24 protein-coding genes are annotated in these 22410 nt (G+C 71.3%); 11 read left to right on the forward strand and 13 right to left on the reverse strand.

Features of this window, described 5'->3' with window-relative positions:
• Positions 1-14 precede the first annotated feature (14 nt).
• From CHC05_RS34170 to pdhA, 5 genes are all read right to left on the reverse strand, one after another.
• Positions 15-2666, reverse strand: a complete 2652-nt coding sequence (locus tag CHC05_RS34170) for an LppU/SCO3897 family protein (RefSeq protein WP_144022897.1) — start codon at positions 2664-2666, stop codon at positions 15-17.
• Positions 2667-2861: 195 nt separating this feature from the next.
• The gene (locus CHC05_RS41820) at positions 2862-3002 is read right to left on the reverse strand and encodes a hypothetical protein (RefSeq protein ID WP_176985345.1); all 141 of its coding nucleotides are present in this window, start codon (positions 3000-3002) and stop codon (positions 2862-2864) included.
• A gap of 204 nt (positions 3003-3206) precedes the next feature.
• The gene (locus CHC05_RS34175) at positions 3207-4637 is read right to left on the reverse strand and encodes a dihydrolipoamide acetyltransferase family protein (protein WP_179266496.1); all 1431 of its coding nucleotides are present in this window, start codon (positions 4635-4637) and stop codon (positions 3207-3209) included.
• On the reverse strand, positions 4634-5623 hold the full coding sequence (locus CHC05_RS34180) for an alpha-ketoacid dehydrogenase subunit beta (protein ID WP_089254808.1): 990 nt from the start codon (positions 5621-5623) through the stop codon (positions 4634-4636). Before CHC05_RS34180 ends, CHC05_RS34175 begins: the two co-directional genes overlap by 4 nt.
• Complete coding sequence (gene pdhA / locus CHC05_RS34185; protein ID WP_089254770.1) at positions 5620-6744, reverse strand: pyruvate dehydrogenase (acetyl-transferring) E1 component subunit alpha; 1125 nt, start codon at positions 6742-6744, stop codon at positions 5620-5622. The genes CHC05_RS34180 and pdhA overlap by 4 nt, the downstream gene beginning before the upstream one ends.
• A gap of 435 nt (positions 6745-7179) precedes the next feature.
• Between pdhA and CHC05_RS34190 the strand changes: the two genes are divergently transcribed.
• Entirely contained in the window at positions 7180-7737 is a 558-nt protein-coding gene (locus CHC05_RS34190; RefSeq protein ID WP_089254771.1) for a hypothetical protein, read from the forward strand.
• A 3-nt stretch (positions 7738-7740) separates the two neighbouring features.
• Here CHC05_RS34190 and CHC05_RS34195 read toward each other — a convergent pair whose 3' ends face one another.
• Entirely contained in the window at positions 7741-8247 is a 507-nt protein-coding gene (locus tag CHC05_RS34195; protein WP_089254772.1) for a SixA phosphatase family protein, read from the reverse strand.
• Between the two features lie 91 nt (positions 8248-8338).
• Between CHC05_RS34195 and CHC05_RS34200 the strand changes: the two genes are divergently transcribed.
• Complete coding sequence (locus CHC05_RS34200; protein ID WP_089254773.1) at positions 8339-8620, forward strand: DUF6458 family protein; 282 nt, start codon at positions 8339-8341, stop codon at positions 8618-8620.
• Between the two features lie 52 nt (positions 8621-8672).
• Here CHC05_RS34200 and trhA read toward each other — a convergent pair whose 3' ends face one another.
• On the reverse strand, positions 8673-9350 hold the full coding sequence (trhA, locus tag CHC05_RS34205) for a PAQR family membrane homeostasis protein TrhA (RefSeq protein ID WP_089254774.1): 678 nt from the start codon (positions 9348-9350) through the stop codon (positions 8673-8675).
• Positions 9351-9441: 91 nt separating this feature from the next.
• On the opposite strand from trhA, the gene CHC05_RS34210 reads away from it, so the two are divergent.
• The 3 genes from CHC05_RS34210 to CHC05_RS34220 are packed head-to-tail and all read left to right on the forward strand — an operon-like array spanning position 9442 to position 11646.
• Entirely contained in the window at positions 9442-10044 is a 603-nt protein-coding gene (locus tag CHC05_RS34210) for a 5-oxoprolinase subunit B family protein (protein ID WP_089254775.1), read from the forward strand.
• On the forward strand, positions 10041-10910 hold the full coding sequence (locus CHC05_RS34215; RefSeq protein WP_089254776.1) for a 5-oxoprolinase subunit C family protein: 870 nt from the start codon (positions 10041-10043) through the stop codon (positions 10908-10910). Before CHC05_RS34210 ends, CHC05_RS34215 begins: the two co-directional genes overlap by 4 nt.
• Positions 10894-11646 (forward strand): LamB/YcsF family protein, encoded by a 753-nt coding sequence (locus CHC05_RS34220; RefSeq protein ID WP_089254777.1) that lies wholly within the window; start codon positions 10894-10896, stop codon positions 11644-11646. Before CHC05_RS34215 ends, CHC05_RS34220 begins: the two co-directional genes overlap by 17 nt.
• Here the strand turns inward: CHC05_RS34220 and CHC05_RS34225 are convergent.
• Positions 11643-13478, reverse strand: coding sequence for an NHL domain-containing thioredoxin family protein (locus CHC05_RS34225; RefSeq protein ID WP_089254778.1), 1836 nt, complete (start codon positions 13476-13478; stop codon positions 11643-11645). The two genes, CHC05_RS34220 and CHC05_RS34225, sit on opposite strands and share 4 nt — an antisense overlap.
• Before the next feature lie 68 nt (positions 13479-13546).
• Positions 13547-15388, reverse strand: a complete 1842-nt coding sequence (locus tag CHC05_RS34230; protein ID WP_089254779.1) for an acyl-CoA dehydrogenase — start codon at positions 15386-15388, stop codon at positions 13547-13549.
• A 274-nt stretch (positions 15389-15662) separates the two neighbouring features.
• On the opposite strand from CHC05_RS34230, the gene CHC05_RS43200 reads away from it, so the two are divergent.
• Positions 15663-15797, forward strand: a complete 135-nt coding sequence (locus CHC05_RS43200) for a hypothetical protein (protein WP_281257788.1) — start codon at positions 15663-15665, stop codon at positions 15795-15797.
• Positions 15798-15800: 3 nt separating this feature from the next.
• Here the strand turns inward: CHC05_RS43200 and CHC05_RS34235 are convergent, their stop codons facing one another.
• Together CHC05_RS34235 and CHC05_RS34240 are read right to left on the reverse strand one after the other, a co-directional pair.
• Positions 15801-16922 carry a PP2C family protein-serine/threonine phosphatase gene (locus CHC05_RS34235; protein WP_089254780.1) on the reverse strand — a complete coding sequence of 374 codons (1122 nt, stop codon included), beginning with the start codon at positions 16920-16922 and terminating at the stop codon, positions 15801-15803.
• Between the two features lie 73 nt (positions 16923-16995).
• Entirely contained in the window at positions 16996-17634 is a 639-nt protein-coding gene (locus CHC05_RS34240; protein ID WP_245871361.1) for a septal ring lytic transglycosylase RlpA family protein, read from the reverse strand.
• A gap of 165 nt (positions 17635-17799) precedes the next feature.
• Here CHC05_RS34240 and CHC05_RS34245 point away from each other — a divergent pair, with 165 nt between their 5' ends.
• Positions 17800-18369, forward strand: coding sequence for a phosphoribosyltransferase family protein (locus CHC05_RS34245; RefSeq protein ID WP_245871362.1), 570 nt, complete (start codon positions 17800-17802; stop codon positions 18367-18369).
• On the opposite strand, the gene CHC05_RS34250 is transcribed toward CHC05_RS34245, so the two are convergent.
• Positions 18366-18839, reverse strand: a complete 474-nt coding sequence (locus tag CHC05_RS34250) for an NUDIX hydrolase (RefSeq protein WP_089254783.1) — start codon at positions 18837-18839, stop codon at positions 18366-18368. The genes CHC05_RS34245 and CHC05_RS34250 overlap by 4 nt on opposite strands.
• A gap of 161 nt (positions 18840-19000) precedes the next feature.
• Here CHC05_RS34250 and CHC05_RS34255 point away from each other — a divergent pair, with 161 nt between their 5' ends.
• From CHC05_RS34255 to CHC05_RS34270, 4 genes are all read left to right on the forward strand, one after another.
• Positions 19001-19450: a DUF6232 family protein gene (locus tag CHC05_RS34255; RefSeq protein ID WP_089254784.1), complete on the forward strand. Its 450-nt coding sequence runs from the start codon at positions 19001-19003 to the stop codon at positions 19448-19450.
• A gap of 380 nt (positions 19451-19830) precedes the next feature.
• Positions 19831-20691, forward strand: a complete 861-nt coding sequence (locus CHC05_RS34260) for a helix-turn-helix domain-containing protein (RefSeq protein ID WP_089254785.1) — start codon at positions 19831-19833, stop codon at positions 20689-20691.
• Positions 20692-20728: 37 nt separating this feature from the next.
• Positions 20729-20929 (forward strand): DUF397 domain-containing protein, encoded by a 201-nt coding sequence (locus CHC05_RS34265; RefSeq protein WP_089254786.1) that lies wholly within the window; start codon positions 20729-20731, stop codon positions 20927-20929.
• A 205-nt stretch (positions 20930-21134) separates the two neighbouring features.
• Positions 21135-21326: a DUF397 domain-containing protein gene (locus CHC05_RS34270; protein ID WP_089254787.1), complete on the forward strand. Its 192-nt coding sequence runs from the start codon at positions 21135-21137 to the stop codon at positions 21324-21326.
• Between the two features lie 405 nt (positions 21327-21731).
• Here the strand turns inward: CHC05_RS34270 and ndk are convergent, their stop codons facing one another.
• Positions 21732-22151 carry a nucleoside-diphosphate kinase gene (ndk, locus tag CHC05_RS34275; protein ID WP_089254809.1) on the reverse strand — a complete coding sequence of 140 codons (420 nt, stop codon included), beginning with the start codon at positions 22149-22151 and terminating at the stop codon, positions 21732-21734.
• Positions 22152-22410: the final 259 nt, after the last annotated feature.

Genomic DNA, 22410 nt, shown 5'->3' on the forward strand with positions numbered 1-22410 from the left:
CCCGGCTCGCACCGTCAGTTGCTGGGGGTTGGCGACGGGCTGCCGTCGCCGGCCGGCGGGGCGGCCGCCTTCGGGGCCAGGCAGAGCACGTTGTTCGAGCGCCCACCGGAGACCTCGACGAACGGCTGGCCCTTGTCGGGGCACTGGGCCGCGTCGTTGACCCGGGAGACCACCTCGAACGCGTCGGGCTCGCCGCACTCCGCCGAGGTCGCGCCGCTGCCGACCTGCCGCACGCACTCACCGACCGCCGGGTTGAAGCCGTCACCGCTGGAGCGGGTGAACAGGTAGACCACCGCGAGCGGAATGACCAGCAGCAGCACCGCCGCGGTCAGGACCATCGCCAGCACCCGGCCGTTGCGCTCCTTCGGCGGCGGGTCCGGCTTGTCGTCGCTGGTGGCCGGCGTGGCCGGCGCCTCCGCGTCGGGCCGGAACGCGTCGAACCGGCCCTGGTCCGCGTCGGCCGGCGTGGCCGGCCAGGTCGCGGTCGGCGGGCCGCCGGGTCGGTTGGCGCCACCGAGCGGGCGGCCCGAGTTGAGCGGACCGCTGATCCGGCCCTGCGGACCTGCCTGCGGACCTGCCTGCGGTCCCCCCGGCGGAGGCATGCCGGGCACACCGGCATAGCCACCCGGCGGGCGGATGCCCTGCGGGCCCTCGGGCGCGTCGACGCCGGGCGGCGTGACCCGGGCGCTGGAGCGGAAACTGCCCGGCGGACCGGGCGGCGCCGGCGGCACCTCGATCGGCGGACCGAACGCGGTCGGCGGGCCCTGGCTGTCGCCAGGTCCGAAGCCGTCCCGACTCGGCGGGCTGCCGTAGGGGGAAGAGCCGAAGCCACCCTCGTCCGCCCGACCACCGGGGGCACCAGGGAAGCCGGGCTGCTGGCCGCCGAAGCCGCCCTCCTCCGAACGACCCGGCGCACCCGCGAAGCCGGACGGGCCGCCGAAGCCGCCCTCGTCACCACGGCCGGGCGCACCCGGGAACCCGGGCTGGCCGCCAAAGCTGTTCTCGTCACCACGGCCGGGCGCACCCGGGAAGCCCGGCTGGCCACCGAAGCTGTTCTCGTCACTACGACCCGGCGCACCCGGGAAAGCGGGCTGCTGGCCGCCGAAGCCGCTTTCGTCGCCGCGGGCCGGCGCACCCGGGAAGCCCGAGTCCTCGCGGGCCGGCGAGCCCGGGAAGCCCTGCGGCCGGAAACCACCCTCGTCGCCACGGCCCGGGAAGCCCGAGTCTTCGCGGGCGGGTGAGCCCGGGAAACCCTGCGGGCCCGCGAAGCCCTGCGGGCCCTCACCGCGGCCGGGGAAGCCGCCCTGCTGCGTGCCCGTGCTCGGCGCCTCGCCGAAGCCCGGGAAGCTGCCACCCTCGGGAGCGCCGCCGAACCGGTTGCCGCCGGCCGGCGAGCCCGGGAAGGCCGAGCCGGGCTGGTCGGCGCTCGGCGCGAAGCCGCTGGGGCCGCGGAACTGCTCGGCACCGGGGCCGCCGAAGCCGGGCGCCTCCGGAGCGGCCGGGGAGTCGGCGGGCGCGCCGACCGCGCGGCCGTAGACCCGCGGCTGGGGAGGCGTGTTGGCGGCCTGCGGAATCGGCTCGTCGGTCGCCGGCTGGACGCGGCTCGCGGTCGGCACCGAAGCACTGGCGCTGACCGCGCGGCCGGCCGATGCCGTGCCGCTCGGCGCGCCGGAGGTCGGGCCGCCCTGGCTGGGCACCGCCGGGTAGGCGGAGCGCTCCTCGGCCGGTTGCTCGGGGCCGAACTGGCCCGGGTCGATCCGCACGGCGCCCATCGGCACCGACGCGGCGCCCATCGAGCCGCCGCCGACCCGTGCCGAGCCGACCGATGCGGAGCCCACGGACGCGGAGCCCATCGGCGCCGACCCGCCAGGGCCGCCGCTGGTCGGAGTCGAGCCCTGGGGCGGAGCAGCGTCACCGAGACCGCGGGTGCCGGCGGCGAAGCCGGAGAACCCACCGGAGTCACCGCTCGGGAAGCCGCCCGAGTCACCGCTGGGCCGGCCGGCCGGTGCGCCGCTGTCGATCGGCGGCGGCGGGGTCCAGCCGCTCGGCCCGGAGTAGCCGGTCGGCGCGCCGGGGCCGGCGCCGTAGGAGTCGAACGACGGCGCGCCCGACGAGGGCTGGTCGGTGCCCGGGTCGGTCGGCTGCGGGATCTGCACGCGGCCGGTCGCCGGGCTGTCGCTCGAGGTGCGCGGCTGCGGCACGCTCGGCGGGTATTCGGTCTTGCCGTGGTAGTCGATCGCGCCGTAGCGGTCGCCGACCTCGGCCGGCGACTCGGCGGGCGGGAAGGCACCGAACGACGCGCCGGGGACCCGGGTCTGCTGGGGCGGCAGCGGGGTCGGCTCGGGCGCCTGCGGGATCGGGGCCGGCGCCGGCGTGTAGTGCGCCGGAGGCTCGTCGTGCACGCCCGGCCGGTGCCCGTTGACGGGCCCCTGCTCACCCGGCCGGCGCGGAGCGCCGTACGCGTTGTCGGGTGCCGGGGCGCCCCACTGACCACCCTGCGAGGGCGTCCACTGGTCCGTCCGCTGTGGTGGGTCGTAGCCCGGTGGCGCCCACGCGTCGCCGGCCGGTCGGCGCCGCGGGTCAGCCTCGCCGAAACGGTCCCCGCCAGCGTCCGGGGCAGCTTCGTCCGGCTCGTAGCCGGGGTGCTGCGAACCCTCGGACGTCATCGTCGCCTCCTCCATCGCGGAACAGCGACCCTGGTTTCATGCCGATGCCAGGGCAGCCGGACCAACCGTACCGGGCGGTGCGACGGGTAGGAATCCCGGTGCTGTGAGCAGCACCGCAACGGTGGATCCGGTAACCACACCAATACGAAAGGTCCGCCCGGCAAGCCGGACGGACCTTTGAGTTACGGCGCGTGACTAGCGCTGGCTGCGCTGCGAGATCGCGATGATCTCGGCACGGACCGCCGGCGAGTTGGTCTCGCTGAGTGCCCGCTCGAGCGCGCGGACGCGGCGCATCTGGTCACGGTGCGTGCGGAAACGGTCCATCATGGTGCTCATTGCAAAACTCCCCTGGTCTGCACCGGTCGCCCCCAACCGGCGTCTGTACCCATTGTGGCGCATCCAGGCTTCGCTCGCCATCGATTATTAGGTGAGCCGCGCCACCAGCCGAACAAACAAAGGTTGTCGCCAGGGTGTACGGAAGAACAAACGAAAGAGCCGGCGTGACCCGAGGGTCACGCCGGCTCTGACAAATGCCGCGAACTACGTCCAAGCCAACAGCGTCGCCTCAGGATCGGTGAGGAACGCGCCCACGTCGCGCAGGAACTTGGCGCCGAGCTCACCGTCGATGATCCGGTGGTCGAACGACATCGCTAGCTGGGTGACCTGGCGAATCTTGATCTCGCCCTCGTGCACCCACGGCGTATCGCGCACAGCGCCGAACGCGATGATCGCCGACTCGCCCGGCGGCAGGATCGGCGTGCCCGCGTCGACGCCGAAGACGCCGACGTTGGTGATGGTGAGCGTGCCACCGGACATGTCGGCCGGCGGCGTCTTGCCCGACTTCGCGGTCTGCACCAATGCGGTCATCGCGTCGGCGAGCTCGCGGAGGGACAACCGGCCGGCGTCCTTGATGTTGGGCACGATCAGCCCACGCTCGGTCGCTGCCGCGATGCCCAGGTTGACGTAGTCCTTGACGATGATCTCGTCGCCGGCCCACGTCGAGTTGACCATCGGGTGCCGCTTGGCCGCCAGCAGGATCGCCTTCGCGACGAGGAGCAGCGGGGAGATCCGCACCTCGCGCCAGTCCGGCAGCGCCCGCAGCCGCTCGATCGCCTGCATCGTGCGGGTCATGTCGACGGTCAGGAACACCGTCACGTGCGGCGCGGTGAACGCCGACGCGACCATGTTCTCCGCGGTCAGCTTGCGCACGCCCTTGACCGGGATGCGCTGCTCGCGGGCGCCCGCCGGGATCGCCACCACCGGCGCCGCGGCCGGCGCGACCGCGCCGCCGTTCCGCACCGCCAGCACGTCGTCGCGGGTGATCGAGCCCTGCGGCCCCGAGCCGACCAGCGTGCCCAGGTCGACACCCAGGTCCTTGGCCAGCTTGCGGACCGGCGGCTTGGCCAGCGCGACCTGGTCGCGGCCCCCGGCGCCGGGGGCGTCCGCCGGAACCTCGACCGGCGGAGCCGGCGCGGGCACCACGGGAGCGGGTGCGGGTGCCGCGACGGGAGCGGGAGCGGCGGCGACCGGCGCGCCGTCGCCCTTGCGCGGACGGCGCTTGGCAGCCACCGTCTTGGGCCCATAGCCGACCAGCACCGCCGTGCGCCCACCGGGCGCCGGACCACCGATCAGGCCGGGCTCGACGGCGCCCTCGGCCGGCGCCACCTCGACCGCGGCCAGCGAGGCCGCCGACGGGGTAGGAGCGTCGGCCGCGGACGGGTCGGTGTCGATCGCGACGATCGGTGCGCCCACCTCGACGGTCGTACCCTCGGCGTGGTGGATCTCGACGACCTTGCCGGCCCACTTCGCCGGGATCTCGACGGCGGCCTTGGCCGTCTCCACCTCGACGAGCGGCTGGTTGAGCTCGATCTCCTCACCGACCTGGACGAGCCACTTGAGGATCTCGCCCTCGGTCAGCCCCTCACCGAGGTCAGGCAGGTTGAACACTTTGATCCGGGACATCGCGGTCACCAACCGAACGAGCGGTCGACGGCGTCGAGCACCCGGTCGAGATCGGGCAGGTATTCCTCTTCGACCCTAGCCGCGGGGTACGGGGTGTCGAAGCCGGTCACCCGCAGCACCGGGGCCTCCAGGGAGTAGAAGCACTCCTCGGTGATCCGGGCGGCGAGCTCCGCGCCGAGGCCGACGTTGCTGGGCGCCTCGTGGACGACCACGCAACGACCGGTGCGCCGGACCGACTCGTAGGCCGGGCCCAGGTCGAGCGGCGAGAGCGTACGCAGGTCGATCACCTCGAGCGAGCGCCCGTCCTCCTGCGCGGCGGTGGCCGCGTCCAGAGCGGTGCGCACCATCGGCCCGTACGCCAGCACCGTCACGTCGGTGCCGGGGCGGACCGTGCGGGACGCGTGCAGCGGGTGGGCCGACGCCGGGTCCAGGTCGAGGTCGACGTCGCCCTTCTCCCAGTAGCGCCGCTTCGGCTCCAGGAAGACGATCGGGTCGTCGGACGCGACCGCCTGCTGGATCATGAAGTACGCGTCTTCCGGGTTCGAGCAGGCGACGACCTTGAGGCCGGCGGTGTGCGCGAAGTAGGCCTCGGGCGACTCCGAGTGGTGCTCGACCGCGCCGATGCCGCCGCCGAACGGGATGCGGATGACGATCGGCAGCCGCACCTTGCCCTGCGAGCGGTAGTGCATCTTCGCCACCTGCGACACGATCTGGTCGTACGCGGGGTAGACGAAGCCGTCGAACTGGATCTCGCAGACCGGGCGGTAGCCGCGGATGGCGAGACCGACGGCGGTGCCGATGATGCCGGACTCGGCCAGCGGGGTGTCGATCACCCGATCGTCACCGAAGTCCTTCTGGAGGCCGTCGGTGATCCGGAAGACGCCGCCGAGCTTGCCGACGTCCTCACCCATGATGACGACCTTCGGGTCGCGCTCGAGCGCGCGACGCAGGCCGGTGTTGAGCGCTTTGCCCAGGGTCAGCTTCTCGGCCATCAGTGTGCGCTCCCCTCGAACGACGCCTGGTAGTCGCTGAACCCCGCGCGCTGCTGGTCGACCAGCGGCGAACCGTGGGGGTAGACGTTGTCGAAGATCGTCGACGGCGACGGGTCGGGCATCTCGAGCACCCGCTCGCGCAGGTGCACGGCCTCCCGCTTGGCCTGCTCGTCGACCTCGGTGAAGAACGCCGCGTCGGCGATCTGCTGCTTCTCGAGGAAGGCGCGTACCCGCAGGATCGGGTCCTTGGCCTGCCAGGCCTCGACCTCGCTGGCGATCCGGTAGCGGGTGGGGTCGTCGGAGGTGGTGTGCGCGCCCATCCGGTAGGTGTAGGCCTCGATCATCGTCGGGCCCTGACCGAGCCGTGCGTGGTCGAGCGCCGCGCGGGTGACCGCGTACGAGGCGAGCACGTCGTTGCCGTCGACGCGGATGCCGGGGAAGCCGAAGCCGGCGGCACGCCGGTAGAGGGGGATCCGGGTCTGCCGCTCGAGGGGCTCCGAGATGGCGTACTGGTTGTTCTGGCAGAAGAAGACCATCGGGGCGTTGAACACGCCCGCCCAGATGAACGCCTCGTTGACGTCGCCCTGGCTGGTCGCGCCGTCGCCGAAGTAGGCGATAACCGCCTCGCCGTCCTCGGTGCCGGTCTTGCCGTCCATGGTCACGCCCATGGCGTACCCGGTCGCGTGCAGGGTCTGCGCCCCGATGACGATCGTGTACATGTTGAACTTGAACTCGTTGGGATCCCAACCGCCCTGGTCGACGCCGCGGAACAGACCCAGCGGCATGATCGGGTCGATACCGCGGCAATAGAGCACACCGTGCTCGCGGTAGGTCGGGAACGCCATGTCCTGGGGACGCAGCGCGCGGCCGGAACCGACCTGTGCGGCCTCCTGGCCCAGCAGGCTGGCCCAGATGCCCAGCTCGCCCTGGCGCTGGAGGGCGGTGGCCTCGGCATCCAGCTTCCGAACGATCACCAGGTCGCGGTACAGACCGCGGTATTCGTCGTCGGTGAAGTCGGCGCGGTAGACCGTGCCGTCGGATCCCGTCACCGACTCGATCCGCTCACCGTCGGGGGTGAGCAACTGGACAAGCTCCCCGTCCGGGGGCGAGCCTCCCTTGGCCATCCGTGTCTCCCTGTCTGTGGTGCGGTGCCGGGGGTTTCCCGGCGCGCAGCTTGTTGCCTGCCGGGCATCGCCGACGGGCCCTACCTCACCGCGCCTGACCCGGTGGGGCCGCCGCGCGGTTGGGAGCCGACATCGCGTTCCGCGCCCGCCGCAGGGATGTGCTTGAGGCCACGGCCACGTTGCCGTCACACCCATCCTCGCATTGCCGGGGGCGGTCCCACAGCTTGGTTGACACTCTCCATGATCGACCCTGCCTGGTCCATGCATGGTGAAAGTTGGCACATGGACACGCTGTACATGACTGGCAAACCGAGCGTAACTGCGCGACCCTGATGGGCGGACGCGATGACCGAATAGGACTGTTTACCCCGGTTAATCCGACCGGGCGACCCTCGGCCGCGTTCCACGAATCAGCTGCAGACGAGGAGTTCGGCCATGCCGGACCAGGCCCCTTGGCCGCCACCCGGTGGTCGACATCGCGCCGCCGGGCTCACCGGCCCGACCAGGCGGTACGCCCTGATCGTGCTCGTGCTGGCGGTGACCTCGTCGCTGCCGATCCTGGCCGCCATCGGCCCCGGCGCCGGCTCGGTGGACGAGGCCCTCGCCGGCGACGACCTCGGCGACACGACGCCGTTCATCCCGCCGCCGTCGCCCGGCCCGGTGGTGGTGATCCCGATCCGTCCCGGACTGCCCGAACGCCCGCCCCCGCCGCTGGCCACGCTCCCGGCACCGGCCGGCGCGACCCCGCCACCCCGCCGGCCGACGCGACAGACGAGCGCGAAGCCGGCGGCGCCGGTGGCACCGGCCCGGCACCCGGAGGCCGCCCAGAAGCGCGCCAAACCGAAGCAGCACCGGCCGCGGGTAGAGCCCCCGAAACCGCCTCGGGTCGTGCGCAAGCGCAAGCTCTGGGACCGGCCGCCGGCGTCGTTGGTGCACCCGTGTCGTCAGCCGCGCTGGCAGCCCCCGGCTGTCAGAGTGCCTCGCTGGCGCTGAGCGTCAACCCCGCGCGGTGTGGGTCTCCAGCAGCGCGGCGGTGCCGGGACCGCACTCGTCCCACGAGCCCGCGTAGGTGTGCGCGGCGACCCCGCTGGTGCGCAGGTCGCCGGCGCTCGCCGGGTCGAGCAGCTCCGACGCCTCCGACACCGACGGGTTGTGCCCGATGACCATGACGGTCTCGACCGCTTCGTCGACGCCCTGGAGCAGGTCGATCAGGTCGGTGCCCTCGCCGTCGTACACCTCGTCCCGGTAGTCGACCTCGGGCGACGGCGCCTGCTCGCCGGCCGCGTCGGCCAGGCCGAGGGCGATGCCGTGCCAGGTCTGCCGGGTGCGCTTCGACGGCGAACAGATCACCAGGTCGGGCCGGTAGCCGCGGTGGGCCAGCCAGGCGCCGACCGCGCCCGCGTCGGCGTGGCCGCGGGGGGTGAGCGGGCGGTCTACGTCTATGACGCCTGCGGGCCGGTCGGCCTTCGCGTGCCGTACCAGCAGGATCTTGCGCTCACGCATGCCACCAAGCTTGCCTGATTGACGCTCCATCCACATGGGTAAGACGGTCTGTGCCCGCCCGCTCTAAGGCACCAAGAAGGAGGCGACCGCAGTGGGTATCGGTGGCAGCATCTTCCTCATCGCCGTCGGCGCGATCTTCACGTTCGCGCTGGACGTGAACGTGGGCTGGCTCGACCTGGACGTGGTCGGCTGGGTCCTCATGCTCGCCGGCGTCATCGGCCTGGTTCTGACCATGTGGCTGTGGCAGAGCCGCAAGCGGACGACCGTCGCGCGCGACACCCGGGCCGCTGTGCCCCCGACGGCTCCGCTCCCGCCGGCCCAGGGTCGGGTCGAGGAGTACCACGAGGTGCGTCGCGACGACCGCGCGTACTGAGCTCCGGATCTGGCGGCCCCTCGCTTCGGCGGGGGGCACCGCCGCGTCCGGCTCAGGCGAAGAGCGCCAGGTAGATGGCCACGTGGTGGCAGATGGCCGCGATCAGCGTGCAGGCGTGGAAGAACTCATGGTGGCCGAACACCGTCGGCCACGGGTTCGGCCGGCGCAACGCGTAGAAGACCGCGCCGACCGTGTAGGCCAGGCCGCCGGCGAGCAGCAGCAGGAGGCAGGCCACCCCGCCGTGCCGGACGATGTCGGGCAGCACGGCCAGGGCGACCCAGCCGAGCGCCAGGTAGAGGGGCGCGGACAGCCATCGCGAGCCGTGCGGCCGCAGCAGCTTGAGCGTCACGCCGCCGATCGCGCCGGCCCAGACCACGCTCAGGATGATCGTCGCCGTGCGGGTCGGCAGCAGCAGCACGGCGAACGGCGTGTACGTGCCGGCGATGAAGATGAAGATCATCGAGTGGTCGAGCCGGCGCATGACCTGGTAGCCGCGCTCGGACCAGACCCGGCGGTGGTACAACGCGCTGGTGCCGAACAGAGCACACACGGTGACGCTGTAGACGACGCAGCTCACGAACGGCGACCAGCCGGGCCGGGTGGCGGCGATCGAGCAGAGCACGATGCCGGCCACTACGGCGACGAAGAACGCGTACGCGTGCAGCCAACCGCGCATGCGTGGCTTGCCAAGATCAGTTGGCCGCAGCCGGGACCGGGTCGACGTCGTCACTGGATCAGGCTACCGACCTGCGCTGACAGGAGTCTGGAAGTCGGGGCGACCACCCCTGTGAAGCGTCCCACCGGATGTCGACAATGGAACGGTGCACATTCGCTCGGTCGGCGCGGCGGCCCTGCTCATCGAATGCCCGGCCGACGAGGTCGAGGCCTGGCGGGCCGAGCTCTGGCGACGCCGCGCGGCCGGTGAGCTCGACGTCGCGGAGATCGTGCCGGGCGCGCGCACGGTCCTGCTCGACGGCCTCGCCGCACCCGACGCGGGCCTGATCGCCGGCTGGGCGCCGCCCCCACCAGCCACCACCTCGCCCGGCGAGCTCGTCACGATACCCACCGTGTACGACGGCCCCGACCTGGCCACGGTCGCCGCACTGTGGTCGGTCCCGATACCCACGGTCATCGACCGGTTGACGGAAACGGAGTTCCGCGTGGCGTTCTGCGGCTTTGCTCCGGGTTTCGGCTATCTGACCGGGCTGCCGGCCGAGCTGGCCGTGCCTCGGCTCGCGTCGCCCCGCACGTCGGTGCCGGCCGGCTCGGTCGGGCTCGCCGGGCCCTACGCCGGCATCTATCCGACCTCGTCACCCGGCGGCTGGCAGCTGGTCGGGCGCACGTCGGTGACCCTGTTCGATGTCGACCGGGACCCGCCCGCGCTGCTCGCACCCGGCACGACGGTCCGGCTGGTGCGAGCATGATCGCGGTGGTCCGGGCGGGGCCGCTGACCACCGTGCAGGACCGCGGCCGTCCCGGCTACGCGCATCTCGGCGTCCCACGCTCCGGCGCACTGGATGCCCCGGCGCTGAGCCGGGCCAATGCCCTCGTCGGCAACCACTCCGGTGCGGCGGGGCTGGAGACCACGCTGACCGGGTGCGCCTTCCGGCTGCCGTCGGGTGGAGTGATCGCGGTGACCGGTGCCATCGCCCGGGTACGCGTCGAGGGCGTCCCGGTCTCCCTGGACGCGCCAGTGTCGGTGCCGGCCGGCGGTCTCGTCGATGTCGGCCGAGCGACCGTCGGAGTGCGGTCCTACGTCGCGGTAGCCGGCGGCCTGGCGGTGCCGCCCGTCCTCGGCAGCCGGTCGACCGACACACTCTCGGGGCTCGGCCCGTCCCGGCTGCGCGACGGTGACCAGCTCCCGCTCGGCCCGGCGCTCGGGCGCGACGGGCTACCACTCGGCCAGGCGGCGCCGGGGTCGGGCGCGGCGATTTCGGCCGGGTCGATCAACCTGGCCGTGCGGCTCGGGCCGCGGGACGACTGGTTCACCTCCGCCGCGGTGGAGACGCTGCTGACCACGGCGTACACGGTGAGCCCGAACAGCAACAGGGTCGGCGCGCGGCTGGCCGGCGCGGCCCTGGCCCGCGCGGACGCCCCCGCTCGCGAGCTGCCCAGCGAGGGCGTTGTCCTCGGTGCGGTCCAGGTGCCGGCCGACGGGCAGCCGCTGGTCTTCCTGGCCGACCACCCCACGACCGGTGGATATCCGGTGATCGCGGTCGTGACCGACGTAACCGGCCTGGCCCAGGCCCGTCCGGGCAGTACCGTCAGATTTCATGGACCTGAACGCTGACCTGGCCGAGGGCTTCGGCATCTGGCGGCTGGGCGACGACGACGCGCTGCTCGACGTGATCACGTCGGCGAACGTCGCGTGCGGCTTCCACGGCGGCGACCCGACCACGATGCGGCGGGTCTGCGCCACCGCGGCCGCCCGGGGTGTCGCGGTCGGCGCCCAGGTCGGCTACCGCGACCTGGCCGGTTTCGGCCGCCGGCGGATCGACTACGCGTTCGACGACCTGCGCGACGACGTGATCTACCAGATCGGCGCGCTCGACGGCTTCTGCCGGGTGGCCGGCGGTTCGGTGCGCTACGTCAAGCCGCACGGCGCCCTCTACAACGTCGCTGCCGTCGACGAGGCGCAGGCGGCGGCGGTGGTGGCCGCGGTGCGCGACTACGACCGCGCGTTGCCGCTGGTCTGCTCGCCGGGCTCGACGCTGGCGGAGCTGGCGGTGGGTGCCGGGCTCAACGTGGTCGCGGAGGGCTTCGCCGACCGGGCGTACGAGCCGGACGGCAGCCTGGTCCCCCGCTCCAAGCCGGGCGCGGTGATCTCCGACCCGGACGCGGTGGTGGAGCGCGCGCTGCGGCTCGCCCGCGCGGGCCAGGCGGTGGCGGTGGACGGCTCGGTCATCCCGGTCCGGGTCGCCTCGATCTGCCTGCACGGCGACACGCCCGGCGCGGCCGAGCTGGCCCGGCGGATCCGCGACGCGTTGACCGGCGCGGGCGTACCCCTGAAGCCGTTCGCTTCTTAGCCCTCGTCCAGCCCGCGCAGGACCAGGGCGACCCGCTGCGTGCCGTCGGCGACGACCGTGATCGGGACACCCCAGTCCTGGCGGGTCAGGTGGCAGGCGGCGTGCTCGGCCTCGGCGTCACAGGTCGCCGCCTGGGCGACCACCTGCAGCACGCCACCCTCGACGTGGTTGGCGATCACCAGCTTGCGGCGCAGGTCGGTGGTCGCACCGGCGCCCTCGACCAGCAGCTCCGGCGGCGACGCCGAGACCGTGAGCCGGGTCGACGGACCGAACTGCTCGTCGAGCTTCTGCCCCGGCGCCGGCGTGAAGATCACCTCGAGCGTGACCTCACCCGCCGCGACCGCCGTCGGCGTGCGCTCGGTGCGGTGCCGGGTGCCGGGCGCCGTCGACCCGCCCGTCGCGGCGAGCGCACCCGGCGCCAGCGCGGTCAGCCGGTGCGCGGCCGACTCGACGACCAGCACGTCGCCGGTGTTCGTGACGACGATGCCGCTCGGTTCGGCGAGCCCGTCGGCCACGGTGGTGACTGTGTTGTTCTCTGGATCAAACCGCCGAACAGCGCCGTTGTACGTGTCGGCGACCAGCACCGACCCGTCGGCCAGCGCGCACACGCCCAGCGGGTGCTGGAACAGCGCCTGGTCGGCCGGCCCGTCCATGTGCCCGAAGTCGAACAGGCCCTGCCCGACGGCGGTGTGCAGCACGCCGGCCTCGACGTAGCGCAGGGCGCTGGTCTCGCTGTCGGCGATCCAGAGCCGGGCGCCGTCGGCCGAGGTGGACAAACCGGACGGCTGCGCCATCCAGACGTCGGGCAGCGGCCCGTCCCGCAGCGCCTCGACCGTGGTGCCGGCGTAGACGCCGGTGGTGCGCTTGCCCGGGTCGTACCACCAGAGCTGGTGGATGCCGGCCATCGCGACGACGACCTGGTCGTCGAACCAGGCGACGTCCCAGGGCGACGAGAGGTCGCTGGCCAGTGCGTCGTGCGCGTGGTCGTCGACGGTCGACCGCCACTGGCGACCGGTGCCGGCGATGGTCACCACGTCGCCGGTGGCCAGCTTGAGCCCGCGCAACAGGTGGTTGACGGTGTCGGCGACGACGACGTCGTAGCCGGCGGCCTCGGCGACCTCCGGCGGCAGCAGGCAGAGGCCCTGCGGCTCGGCGAACTCGGCGGTCGCGGGCCCACCGTCCGCGCGCCCGCGGGTGCCGGTGCCGATCCGCCGGACGACGGTCTCGCCGTCGGGCTCGAGCTCGACGATCGAGTGCCGGGCGGAGTCGGAGACGAGCAGGTTGCCGCCGGGCAGCACCAGCGCCTTGCCGGGAAACCGCAGCGTGGTGGTGGGCGCCTCGGGCGCGACGTACGGGCCGTCGCCACGGTGCAGGGTCCCCTTGGCCTCGTGGGTGGCGACGAGCTCGTCGATCAGCCGCCCGAGCCCTTCGGCGTGCCCCTCGCCGGCCATGTTCGCGACGACGTAGCCCTCGGGGTCGACCACGGTCAGCGTCGGCCAGGCCTTGGCGGCGTACTGGTCCCAGGTGACCAGCTCCGGGTCGTCGAGCACAGGATGATCGACCCCGTAGCGCTCGACGGCGTCCCGCAGGGCCTCGGGATCACGCTCGTGCTCGAACTTCGGCGAATGCACACCGATCACGACCAGCACGTCGCCGTACTTCTCCTCGAGCGGCCGAAGCTCGTCGAGCACATGCAGGCAGTTGATGCAGCAAAAGGTCCAAAAGTCGAGCAGGACGATCTTGCCCCGAAGATCAGCGATCGACAGGTCCTGGCCGCCGGTGTTGAGCCAACCACGACCCTTGAGCTGCGGCGCCCGTACGCGAGGAGTCACCGGTCAATCCTGCCTGACGCACGAACGGCGCGCCCGGGCACGGGTCGCGCCGTTCGTCGTGCGGGTGGTTAGAAGGACTCCTCCGGGAGGTCCATCAGGTCCAGGGTGGTGGCCTCGATGATGCGGCGGTCGGCGCCCAGGCGGGGCAGGACCTCGCGGGCGAAGAAGCGGGCCGCGGCGACCTTGCCCGCGTAGAAGGCGTCCGGGCCCTCGGCCAGCTTGCGCAGGGCGACGTCGGCCTGGCGCTGGAGGAGCCAGCCCACGATCAGGTCGCCGACCGCGAGCAGGAAGCGCCGGCTGGCCAGGCCGATCTTGTAGATCGCGCGCGGGTCCGTCGCCGCCTCGCCCAGCCAGCCCGTCATCACACCCAGCATCGTCTGGGCCTCGGTCAGGGCCTTGCCCAGCGCGAGCCGCTCTTCCTTGAGCTGGCCGTTGCCGGCCTCGGACTCGATGAACTGCTGGATCTCGCCGGCCACGGCCATCAGCGCGCGGCCCTGGTCCTTCACGATCTTGCGGAACACCAGGTCGAGGCTCTGGATCGCGGTCGTGCCCTCGTAGAGCGTGTCGATCTTCGCGTCCCGGACGTACTGCTCGAGCGGGTAGTCCTGCAGGAAGCCCGAGCCACCGAAGACCTGGAGCGACTCCGAGCCGAGCATTTCGTACGCCCGCTCGGATCCGAGGCCCTTGACGATCGGCAGCAGGAAGTCGTTGACCTTCTTGGCCAGCTTCTCGGCGGAGGCGTCGCCGGCGTGCGCGGCCAGCTTGATCTTGTCCTGCCACGATGCCGTGTAGACGACCAGGGCGCGCATGCCCTCGGCGTACGACTTCTGCAGCATCAGCGACCGGCGTACGTCCGGGTGGTGCGTGATGGTCACCCGCGGCGCGTTGCGGTCGCCCTGCTGCAGCAGGTCGGCGCCCTGCACCCGCTCCTTCGCGTAGTCCAGCGCGTTCAGGTAGCCGGTGGACAGCGTGGCGATGGCCTTGGTGCCGACCATCATCCGGGCGTACTCGATGATCAGGAACATCTGCCGGATGCCCTCGTGGACGTCGCCCATCAGCCAGCCCTTGGCCGGGACGCCGTGCTCGCCGAAGGTCAGCTCGCAGGTGTTGGAGACCTTGATGCCCATCTTGTGCTCGACGTTGGTCGCGAACACGCCGTTGCGTTCGCCGAGCGCGCCGGTCTCCTCGTCGAAGTGGAACTTCGGCACGATGAACAGCGAGAGGCCCTTGGTGCCGGGGCCGCCGGCGCCCTCGACGCCAACCGGGCGGGCCAGCACGTAGTGGACGATGTTCTCGCTCAGGTCGTGCTCACCCGAGGTGATGAAGCGCTTGACGCCCTCGATGTGCCAGGAGCCGTCGGGCTGCGGGATCGCCCGGGTGCGGCCGGCGCCGACGTCGGAGCCGGCGTCGGGCTCGGTGAGCACCATGGTCGACGCCCAGCCCTTTTCGATGAACAGCTCGGCCCACTTCTTCTGCCGCTCCGTGCCCTCGCGGTGCAGCGTCGTCGCGAACGACGGGCCGGACGCGTACATCCAGATCGGCGCGTTGGAGCCCAGGATCAGCTCGGCCAGGGACCACCACAGGGCGCGCGGCGCCGAGGTGCCGCCGAGCTCCGTCGGCAGGTCGAGGCGCCAGAACTCGGCATCCATGAAGGTGTGGTACGAGCGCTTGAAGGCCTCGGGCAGCGGCGCGGTGTGCGTCGCGGGGTCGAAGACCGGCGGGTTGCGGTCGCTGTCGGCGTAGCTGGCGGCCAGGTCTTCGCGGGCGAACCGGTCGAGCTCGACCAGCATGGTGCGGGCGGTGTCGACGTCGATCTCGCCGAACGGCTCCTGGCCGAGCACCTGGCCGGTGCCGAACACCTCGAAGAGGTTGAACTCGATGTCGCGCACGTTGCTCTTGTAGTGCGTCATGTGGCTCGCGTCCCCGATCCCCGGCGGCGTTGGTTACCCGTCAGTAACCCAGATTATTACCTGCGAGTAGCTCTCACAAAGAGCCACACCCGGTGACCGGCGCCACAGTACGTCCATAGGGGCGCCCTTTTTGAGCCTGTTTATCGGCTTATGGGGGTCAATATTGGGTGGAGTCAAGTCGGCGCGCCGACAGTCGCGTCACCGTTACTGGCCAGGGGTCGTTCTGGTAGTTACCCGCCGCAACCCGACGGCGCAGTTTCGCAGGAGGTCCCCGATGACTCTCGCCCATCTCGCTGCCCTGCTGCTCAACCCGCGCGCCGGCTATGTCGGCCGGCACCGCGCGCCTGAAGCCGAACGGATCGTCGCCGCCGCGGCAGTGCCGCAACTGGCGGCCGCCAAGGCGCCCTGAAGGTTACTCGCTACCAACTTCCCAGCTCGGGATGCTGGCGGTGGTGACGGAACGCTGCCCGGCGTACTCCATGAGGACGACCGCGATGTCGTCGTCGAGCCGCCCGTGCACCCACTCCACCAGCGCCGTCTCGAGTGAGGCCAGACCGTCGCCGACCGTGCCGTGGCCGAGCAGCCGCCACGCACGGTCGGCGATCGGGAAGAACTCGCCCTCCCGGCGGGCCTCGCCCAGGCCGTCGGTGAACAGCAACAGGCGGTCGCCGGGCTCGAGCCGCTCGACCCGCGGCCGGACCACCGGCATGAAGCCCAGCGGCGGGGCCGGTGCGGGCGGCTCCAGCGGGATCACCTCGCCCCGGCGGAGCAGCAACGGCGCCGGGTGCCCACAGTTGACGATCGTCAGGGTGCCGCCGCGCTCCTCGACCAGGGCCGCCGTCACGAAGTCCTCGTCGCCCACGCTGCGCGCCACGGCGCGGTCCAGGTCGGCCACGATCGCGCGCAGGTCGGCCCGCTCGTAGGCGACGTGTCGGTAGGAGCCGAGCACGATGCTCGCGGTGCGGACGGCGTCGAGGCCCTTTCCGCGTACGTCGCCGATGATGACCCGCACGCCGTACGGCGTATCGAGGCACTCGTAGAGGTCGCCGCCGATCTCGGCCGTCGCCGTCGCGGAGATGTAGCGGCCGGCCACGGCGAGCGAGCCCATCTGCGGGACGATCGGGCGCAGCACCGCCTGCTGGGCCACCTGGGCCAGTTTGGACAGTTCGGCGATCTTCGCCGCCTGGCGTTCCCGGATCACCGCCACGACGGCCGCGATCGCCGTGGCCAGCGCGACACCCACGACGTTGACCCCGGTCGCGAGCGAGACGTCGCGGGCGGCCAGGGCGAAGGCGATGCCGACCACCGTGGCGAGCACCCCGACGGCCAGCACCATGCGCCAGGACGCGAACGCGGCGGCCAGGAAGGGCGCGGTGGCCACCAGACCGACATAGTTGGCCCCGCTGCCGTCGGCGATCTCCACCGCCGACAGGATCACGAGCAGCACGAGGGCCGCGCCGAGGCCGGCGCGGGAACCAGGGCTGAGCGGGCGGCGGCCCGCCGGGGCGAACTGCATGGGTACGCGGAACAGCATGCCTGATGGACGTGCGGGACAGAACGAAGTTGGCCCCTCGGCCATCCGGTTCTGACCAACCCGGTTGGTCTCGTCAGTTGTCCAGAACGTCGTACTTGACGGTCAACTCGCCCTGACTCAGGCTCGCGATCGCCGCGAACGCCGCCCGGGACAGGTCGATGCAGCGACCCTCGATGAACGGGCCGCGGTCGTTGATCCGGACCACGACGGACTTACCGTTGCTGGGGTTGGTCACCCGTACGCGCGTGTTGAACGGCAGTGTCTTGTGCGCGGCGGTCAGCGCGTCCGGGTTGAACGCCTCGCCGTTGGCGGTCGTCTGACCCTCGTCGTAGTAGGACGCGCCGCAGGTGCCGCTGCTGACCACGGAACCGCCGGTTGCCGGCTTGCTGGTGGTGGTCTTCTCCGGCGTGGGCTTCTTGGAGCTCGGCGGGCGGACGCTGCCGCGCGAGGTATGCGCCGGCGAGCGGGTCGGCGTGGGTTTCGCGGTCGATGTCGCCGTCGCCGTTACCGTGGGTGATGGGGACTCCGCGCTTGGTACAACTTCGGTCGATTGTGGAACTTCGATCCGGCTGACGGTGGACGCGGACTTCTCCTCGGTCAGCTTGAGAGCGCCGAAAGCGCCACTGACCAGCAATGCCAGCACGACGACCGCGGTCGCCACAGGCCCGAGCAGCGAGGCCGCGGCCGGCTGCCTGGTATGCCTACCCGCCACGATCTCGGGCTCCTTCCGCCGGGGGTGAACCGCTGCGGACCGTACGCAGAGTGGTACGTCGGATGTCAACGTGATCATTCGCTTTCGCCCGACTATGGACCGAAACGTTCAACCGATCGACTGACCCTGCGGTGGGCCATGGGTGCCGATGTGCAGGATGGTCACGTGGCCACCTCTCCGCCGTTGCGGGACGACTCGTTGCGCGCCGCCCTCGCCGAGGCGTTCCACTGGTTCGATCCCGGCGCACACAGCGACCACCTCGTCAGCGACGTGTCCGGTTGGTGGCATTCGCCGGAGCTGTTGGCCTCGGTCGGGCCGGCGCTGGCCGCGCTGTTCCAAGACGCCTCGCCGACCCTGGTCGTCTCGCCCGAGGTCACGGGCTTCCTGGTGGGGCCGCTGGTGGCGGTCGCGCTCGGGGTCGGCTTCGCTCCGGCGGTGAAGGACGGCGGCGACCGGCGGCTGGTCGACCGGGTGACCTGGGCCCGCACGCCACCCGACTACCGGGGCCGCGAGCTTCGGTTGGGCGTGCGGGACCGGCAGATCCGCGCCACCGACCGGGTGCTGGTGGTGGACGACTGGGTGGCCACCGGCGCGCAGGTGCGGGCCCTCTACGACGTGGTCGCCCGGCGGGGCGGCACGCCGGTCGGGTGTGCGGCGATCGTCAACGCCGGCCCACCGCCACTGGCCGCGGACCTTCGCCTGCGATCCCTGTTGACCGCGGCCGACCTTCGTTAGGGCTGCGTGAACCAGGCGGCGGTGTCGCCGGCCAGGGCTCGTTCGAGGCGCAGCGTGGCGACCTCGTCGAGCGGCGGGTGGTCGTCGACCGGGAACCAGCCGACCTCCAGCGACTCGTCGTCGTTGACCGTCGCGCTCTCGGTCAGTGGCCGGCAGGCGAAGGTGACGTTGAGGTATTGGGCGACGTCGCCGTTGGGATAGGTCACCGCCGGGCCGACGGTCACCGAGGTGATCCGCTCGGGCGCGACGCGTACACCGGTCTCTTCGAAGACCTCCCGCACGATCGCGGCGGCTGGCTCCTCGCCCGGCTCCGGGATGCCGGAGATGAGCGACCAGCGCCCGGTGTCGGCCCTGCGGCCCAGGAGGATCTCGCCGGCCGGGTTCTGGACGACTGCGCTGACGCCGGGGAGCCAGAGCGGGATGTGCCCGATGTGGGCCCGGATGTCGGTTATGAAGCTCGGAGTCGGCACGGCACCACCCTAAGCACGGGTTCGCGCAGCTAGAGCCAACTGCCAGCCCGAGAGGCCACGGATGGGTATAGCGCTATCTGCCATATTGCAGACTGAGGCCTACCGGAGAGCTAGGTATCCCAGGTGCAATAGACGTAGCGAGAACCCGGGAGGAGGTCCAGATGCCCACCTACTATCCCGGTCCGGACGTGAAGATCACCGATAAGGCCTTCACCGTCCTGGGCGATCGGCCGAGCCGGTTCGCGATCAAGGACCTGGTCGACCCGCATGTCGTCCGCGGCGAACGGCACCCCGCTGGAGTGGTGACCGGACGGTTCGCCATCGGCACCGTGGTGATCGGCACCGTGAGCTGGCCGATCCACGATTCCCTGCTGCTGCACGCGGCCATTCTGGTCGCGGTGGCCATCCCGGTGCTGGCGACCGGCGCGTGCCTGCGCGCCGCGCCGCGCACCTACGAGCTGTGGGCGGTGCACCGGTCCACAGAGGTCTGCCTCTACCGCACCGCTCATCCCGCACGGTTCGGCCAGGTTCGGCGGGCCCTGGTGCGAGCCGTGGAAGAACAGCATCGCCAACGCGCTACGACGACGTGGCTGCGCGAGCTCGAACGCTGAGCTGCCCCGATCGGGCGCCGAGGGTGGACCGGCCCACCCTCGGCGTCTTGGTGCGCCCGCCCTCGGGCGCATGGGATGGCTTGGTGCGCCCGCCCTCGGGCGCATGGGATGGCTTGGTGCGCCCGCCCTCGGGCGCATGGAATGGCTTGGTGCGCACTGGGCGTCGCAGGTGTGCCACTTTGCGATATGGCTGGTTGCGGGATAGCGGTGAGGGAGGTCGCGATGCATAATGTCCGTGACCCGCGCGTCCGGCTGACAGGCGTAACACTGACAACTTACGCTGGCAGCGACATCACTGCCCGAGGGGCCGCACACAGCGACACGGCAAGCCGCCGTACGCCCGACGCGCGCTCTTATGCTGGACAAGGAGAGCGCCAACGATGGCCGACTCGCCCTACGTAGCACGCCGCCGCGTGCGCTTGGCGATCCGGCGCGCTCGTGACGGCAAGGGCTTCACCCAGACCGACGTGGCCGAGGCCATGGAGTGGTCACTGTCCAAAGTGATGCGCATCGAGAGCGGCGAAGTCACGATCTCGCAGAACGACCTGCGTCCGCTGCTCGCCTATCTCGGTGTGAAGGACAAGGCGGAAATCGAGTCGCTGGTCGCGTCCGCCAAGCTGTCGAAGCAGCGCGCCCAGTGGTGGGAGACACCGCAATACCGCGACCTCCTGACGCCGGCCATCGTCCAGCTCATCGGTCTCGAGCTGGCCGCCCAGGAGATTCAGTATTTCTACCCGATGGTGGTGCCCGGCCGGCTGCAGACTCCGGCGTACACCCGGGCGGTGTTCGAGACGTTCGCGGGCGAGCTGACCGAAGAGGCCATCGAGGCACGCATCCGGATGCGCGAAATGCGCCGGCAGAGTTTCCTGGACGCCACCGAGCATCCCGAGATCCACCTGGTGCTCGACGAGTCCGTGCTCTACCGCCAGGTCGGTGGCCCCGAAGTCCTGCGCCACCAGCTCGAACACCTCCTCGACCTGATCGGCGACCAACGTATCGCCGTGCGGATCATCCCATTCAAAGAACAGTCGCCGATTCCCATGCTCGCGACTTACGAAATTGTCTCTCTCGTCGACGGCACCACCGTTCTCTACCGCGAGAGCGACACGCTCGACGAGATTGTCGAAGACCACGAGAAAATCAAGCGGCATCGGGAGATCTTCGACCGCGTTTGGCAAGCTGCGTACGACGAGCCAACCTCGGCGGGGCTAATAAAGGACCACGCCACCGCGCTGTCCTGAAACCGCTATACATAACCACGGACGAAAGGCACGTAAGTTGAAGAAGTCGAGTGCGGCCATCTCATGGCGCAAGAGCAGCCGGTGCGCGTCCGGCGCTTGCGTCGAGGTCGCTGACGCGGTGGACATGGTCCTCATGCGGGACTCCAAGTCGCCGGCGGGGGAGCCGCTGGAGTTCCCCAAGGGTGTGTGGACCAACTTCATGGTCGACCTCAAAGAGGGACGATTCCACGCAAACTAAGTAGCGATTGTGAGCCGCGCGCATCGCGGTATATCTGATATCAAGGTGTACGCGGCTCACGATCGACTCGTTCTTCAGATGCCACAAATAACGCAAAACACCGCGCAGTATCGCATTAACTGGCACTCCTTGCGTTCATTCACGTTCCCTGTGTTCAGGTAGGTGCTTACCCTAGGCGTTAGGTCACTACTAGGGAGCGTGACTCATGTCCAAAGATCAGAGTCGGATCAAATGGCTTAAGCGATGCGCGACCGGCGCCTGTGTCGAGGTCGGCGCGCGGGGCGGCCAAGTGCTCGTCCGTGACTCGAAAGACCCCGCCGGACCGATCGTGGCCTTCTCCAGCTCAGCGTGGAGCGAGTTCGTCACAGGCCTCCGCGAGGGCCAGCCCAGCCGTTAGCCCACGACCCGCGGCCCGCCGGGCGCGAGCCACCGTCTCGCCCCGCGCCTCTGCCCCCGCACCCGTCGATCGCGGCGTTCCGCGCCGACGCCGGTAACGCCGGCGCCGCGATTCTGACAACACCGTTGCGGCCCAGGTCAGGGCGTCGCCGTTCCGACGCCGAGGTCAACCGAACGCCCTGACCGCCGCACCGGGCCGCCCCGCGCCCGCTCCCCGTCGCCGACGGCGGCGGCTTCCAGCGCGCGGCGGCCTCGTCCCCGATACGCAACCGCGACGCCGCCTAGATCTCGACCTGTCCTGCGGCGCGACCAGGCGCGGACCTGGCAGCGCAGCGCAGCGGAGCGGTCCCCGGCGGGAGCTACGGTCGCGCCCCCGGCGGACCCGGGACCAGATCTTGGTCGGTTGTTATGCCTTGGGGAACCAGAGATTGATCTCGCGCTTCGCGCTGTCCGGGGAGTCGGAGGCGTGCACGAGGTTCTCGCGGTTCGAGAGGGCGAGGTCGCCGCGGATCGTGCCGGCGGCGGCCTTGCGGGCGTCGGTGGCGCCGACCAGCGTGCGGACGACCTCGATCGCGGTGTCGCCGCTCAGGATCAGGGCGACCAGCGGTGCGCTGGTCATGAACTCCTTGAGCGGCGGGTAGAACGGCTTCTCGACGTGCTCGGCATAGTGCGCGTCGGCGAGCTTCGCGTCCATCTGGCGGTAGACCATCGCGTCGATGGTCAGGCCCTTGCGCTCGAAACGGCTAAGGATCTCCCCGACCAGGCCGCGGTGGACGGCGTCGGGCTTGATCAGCACAAGCGTGCGCTCGACCGGGCTGCTGGACACGTTGAACACCCTCCTGGATCTGGGACGTTCATGTTACCGATGGTGGATCACCCACTGTCTGCCGGCTCTTCCCTATGCGGGCGCACGGGGCCTAGCCTTCTTGGTGACTCAGGGGAGGTCCACAGTGGCGAACGGCAACCGCCGCCCGCTCGCACCGGTCCGGAAGCTGTTCGCCGCGGTGCTGGGCACCTGTGCGCTGTTCGTGGTCCTGTTCGGGATCGGGATGCAGAGCCTGGCGATCGTCGCGCTCGGCATCGCG

Source organism: Asanoa hainanensis (assembly GCF_900188485.1).
GTDB lineage: Bacteria > Actinomycetota > Actinomycetes > Mycobacteriales > Micromonosporaceae > Asanoa > Asanoa hainanensis.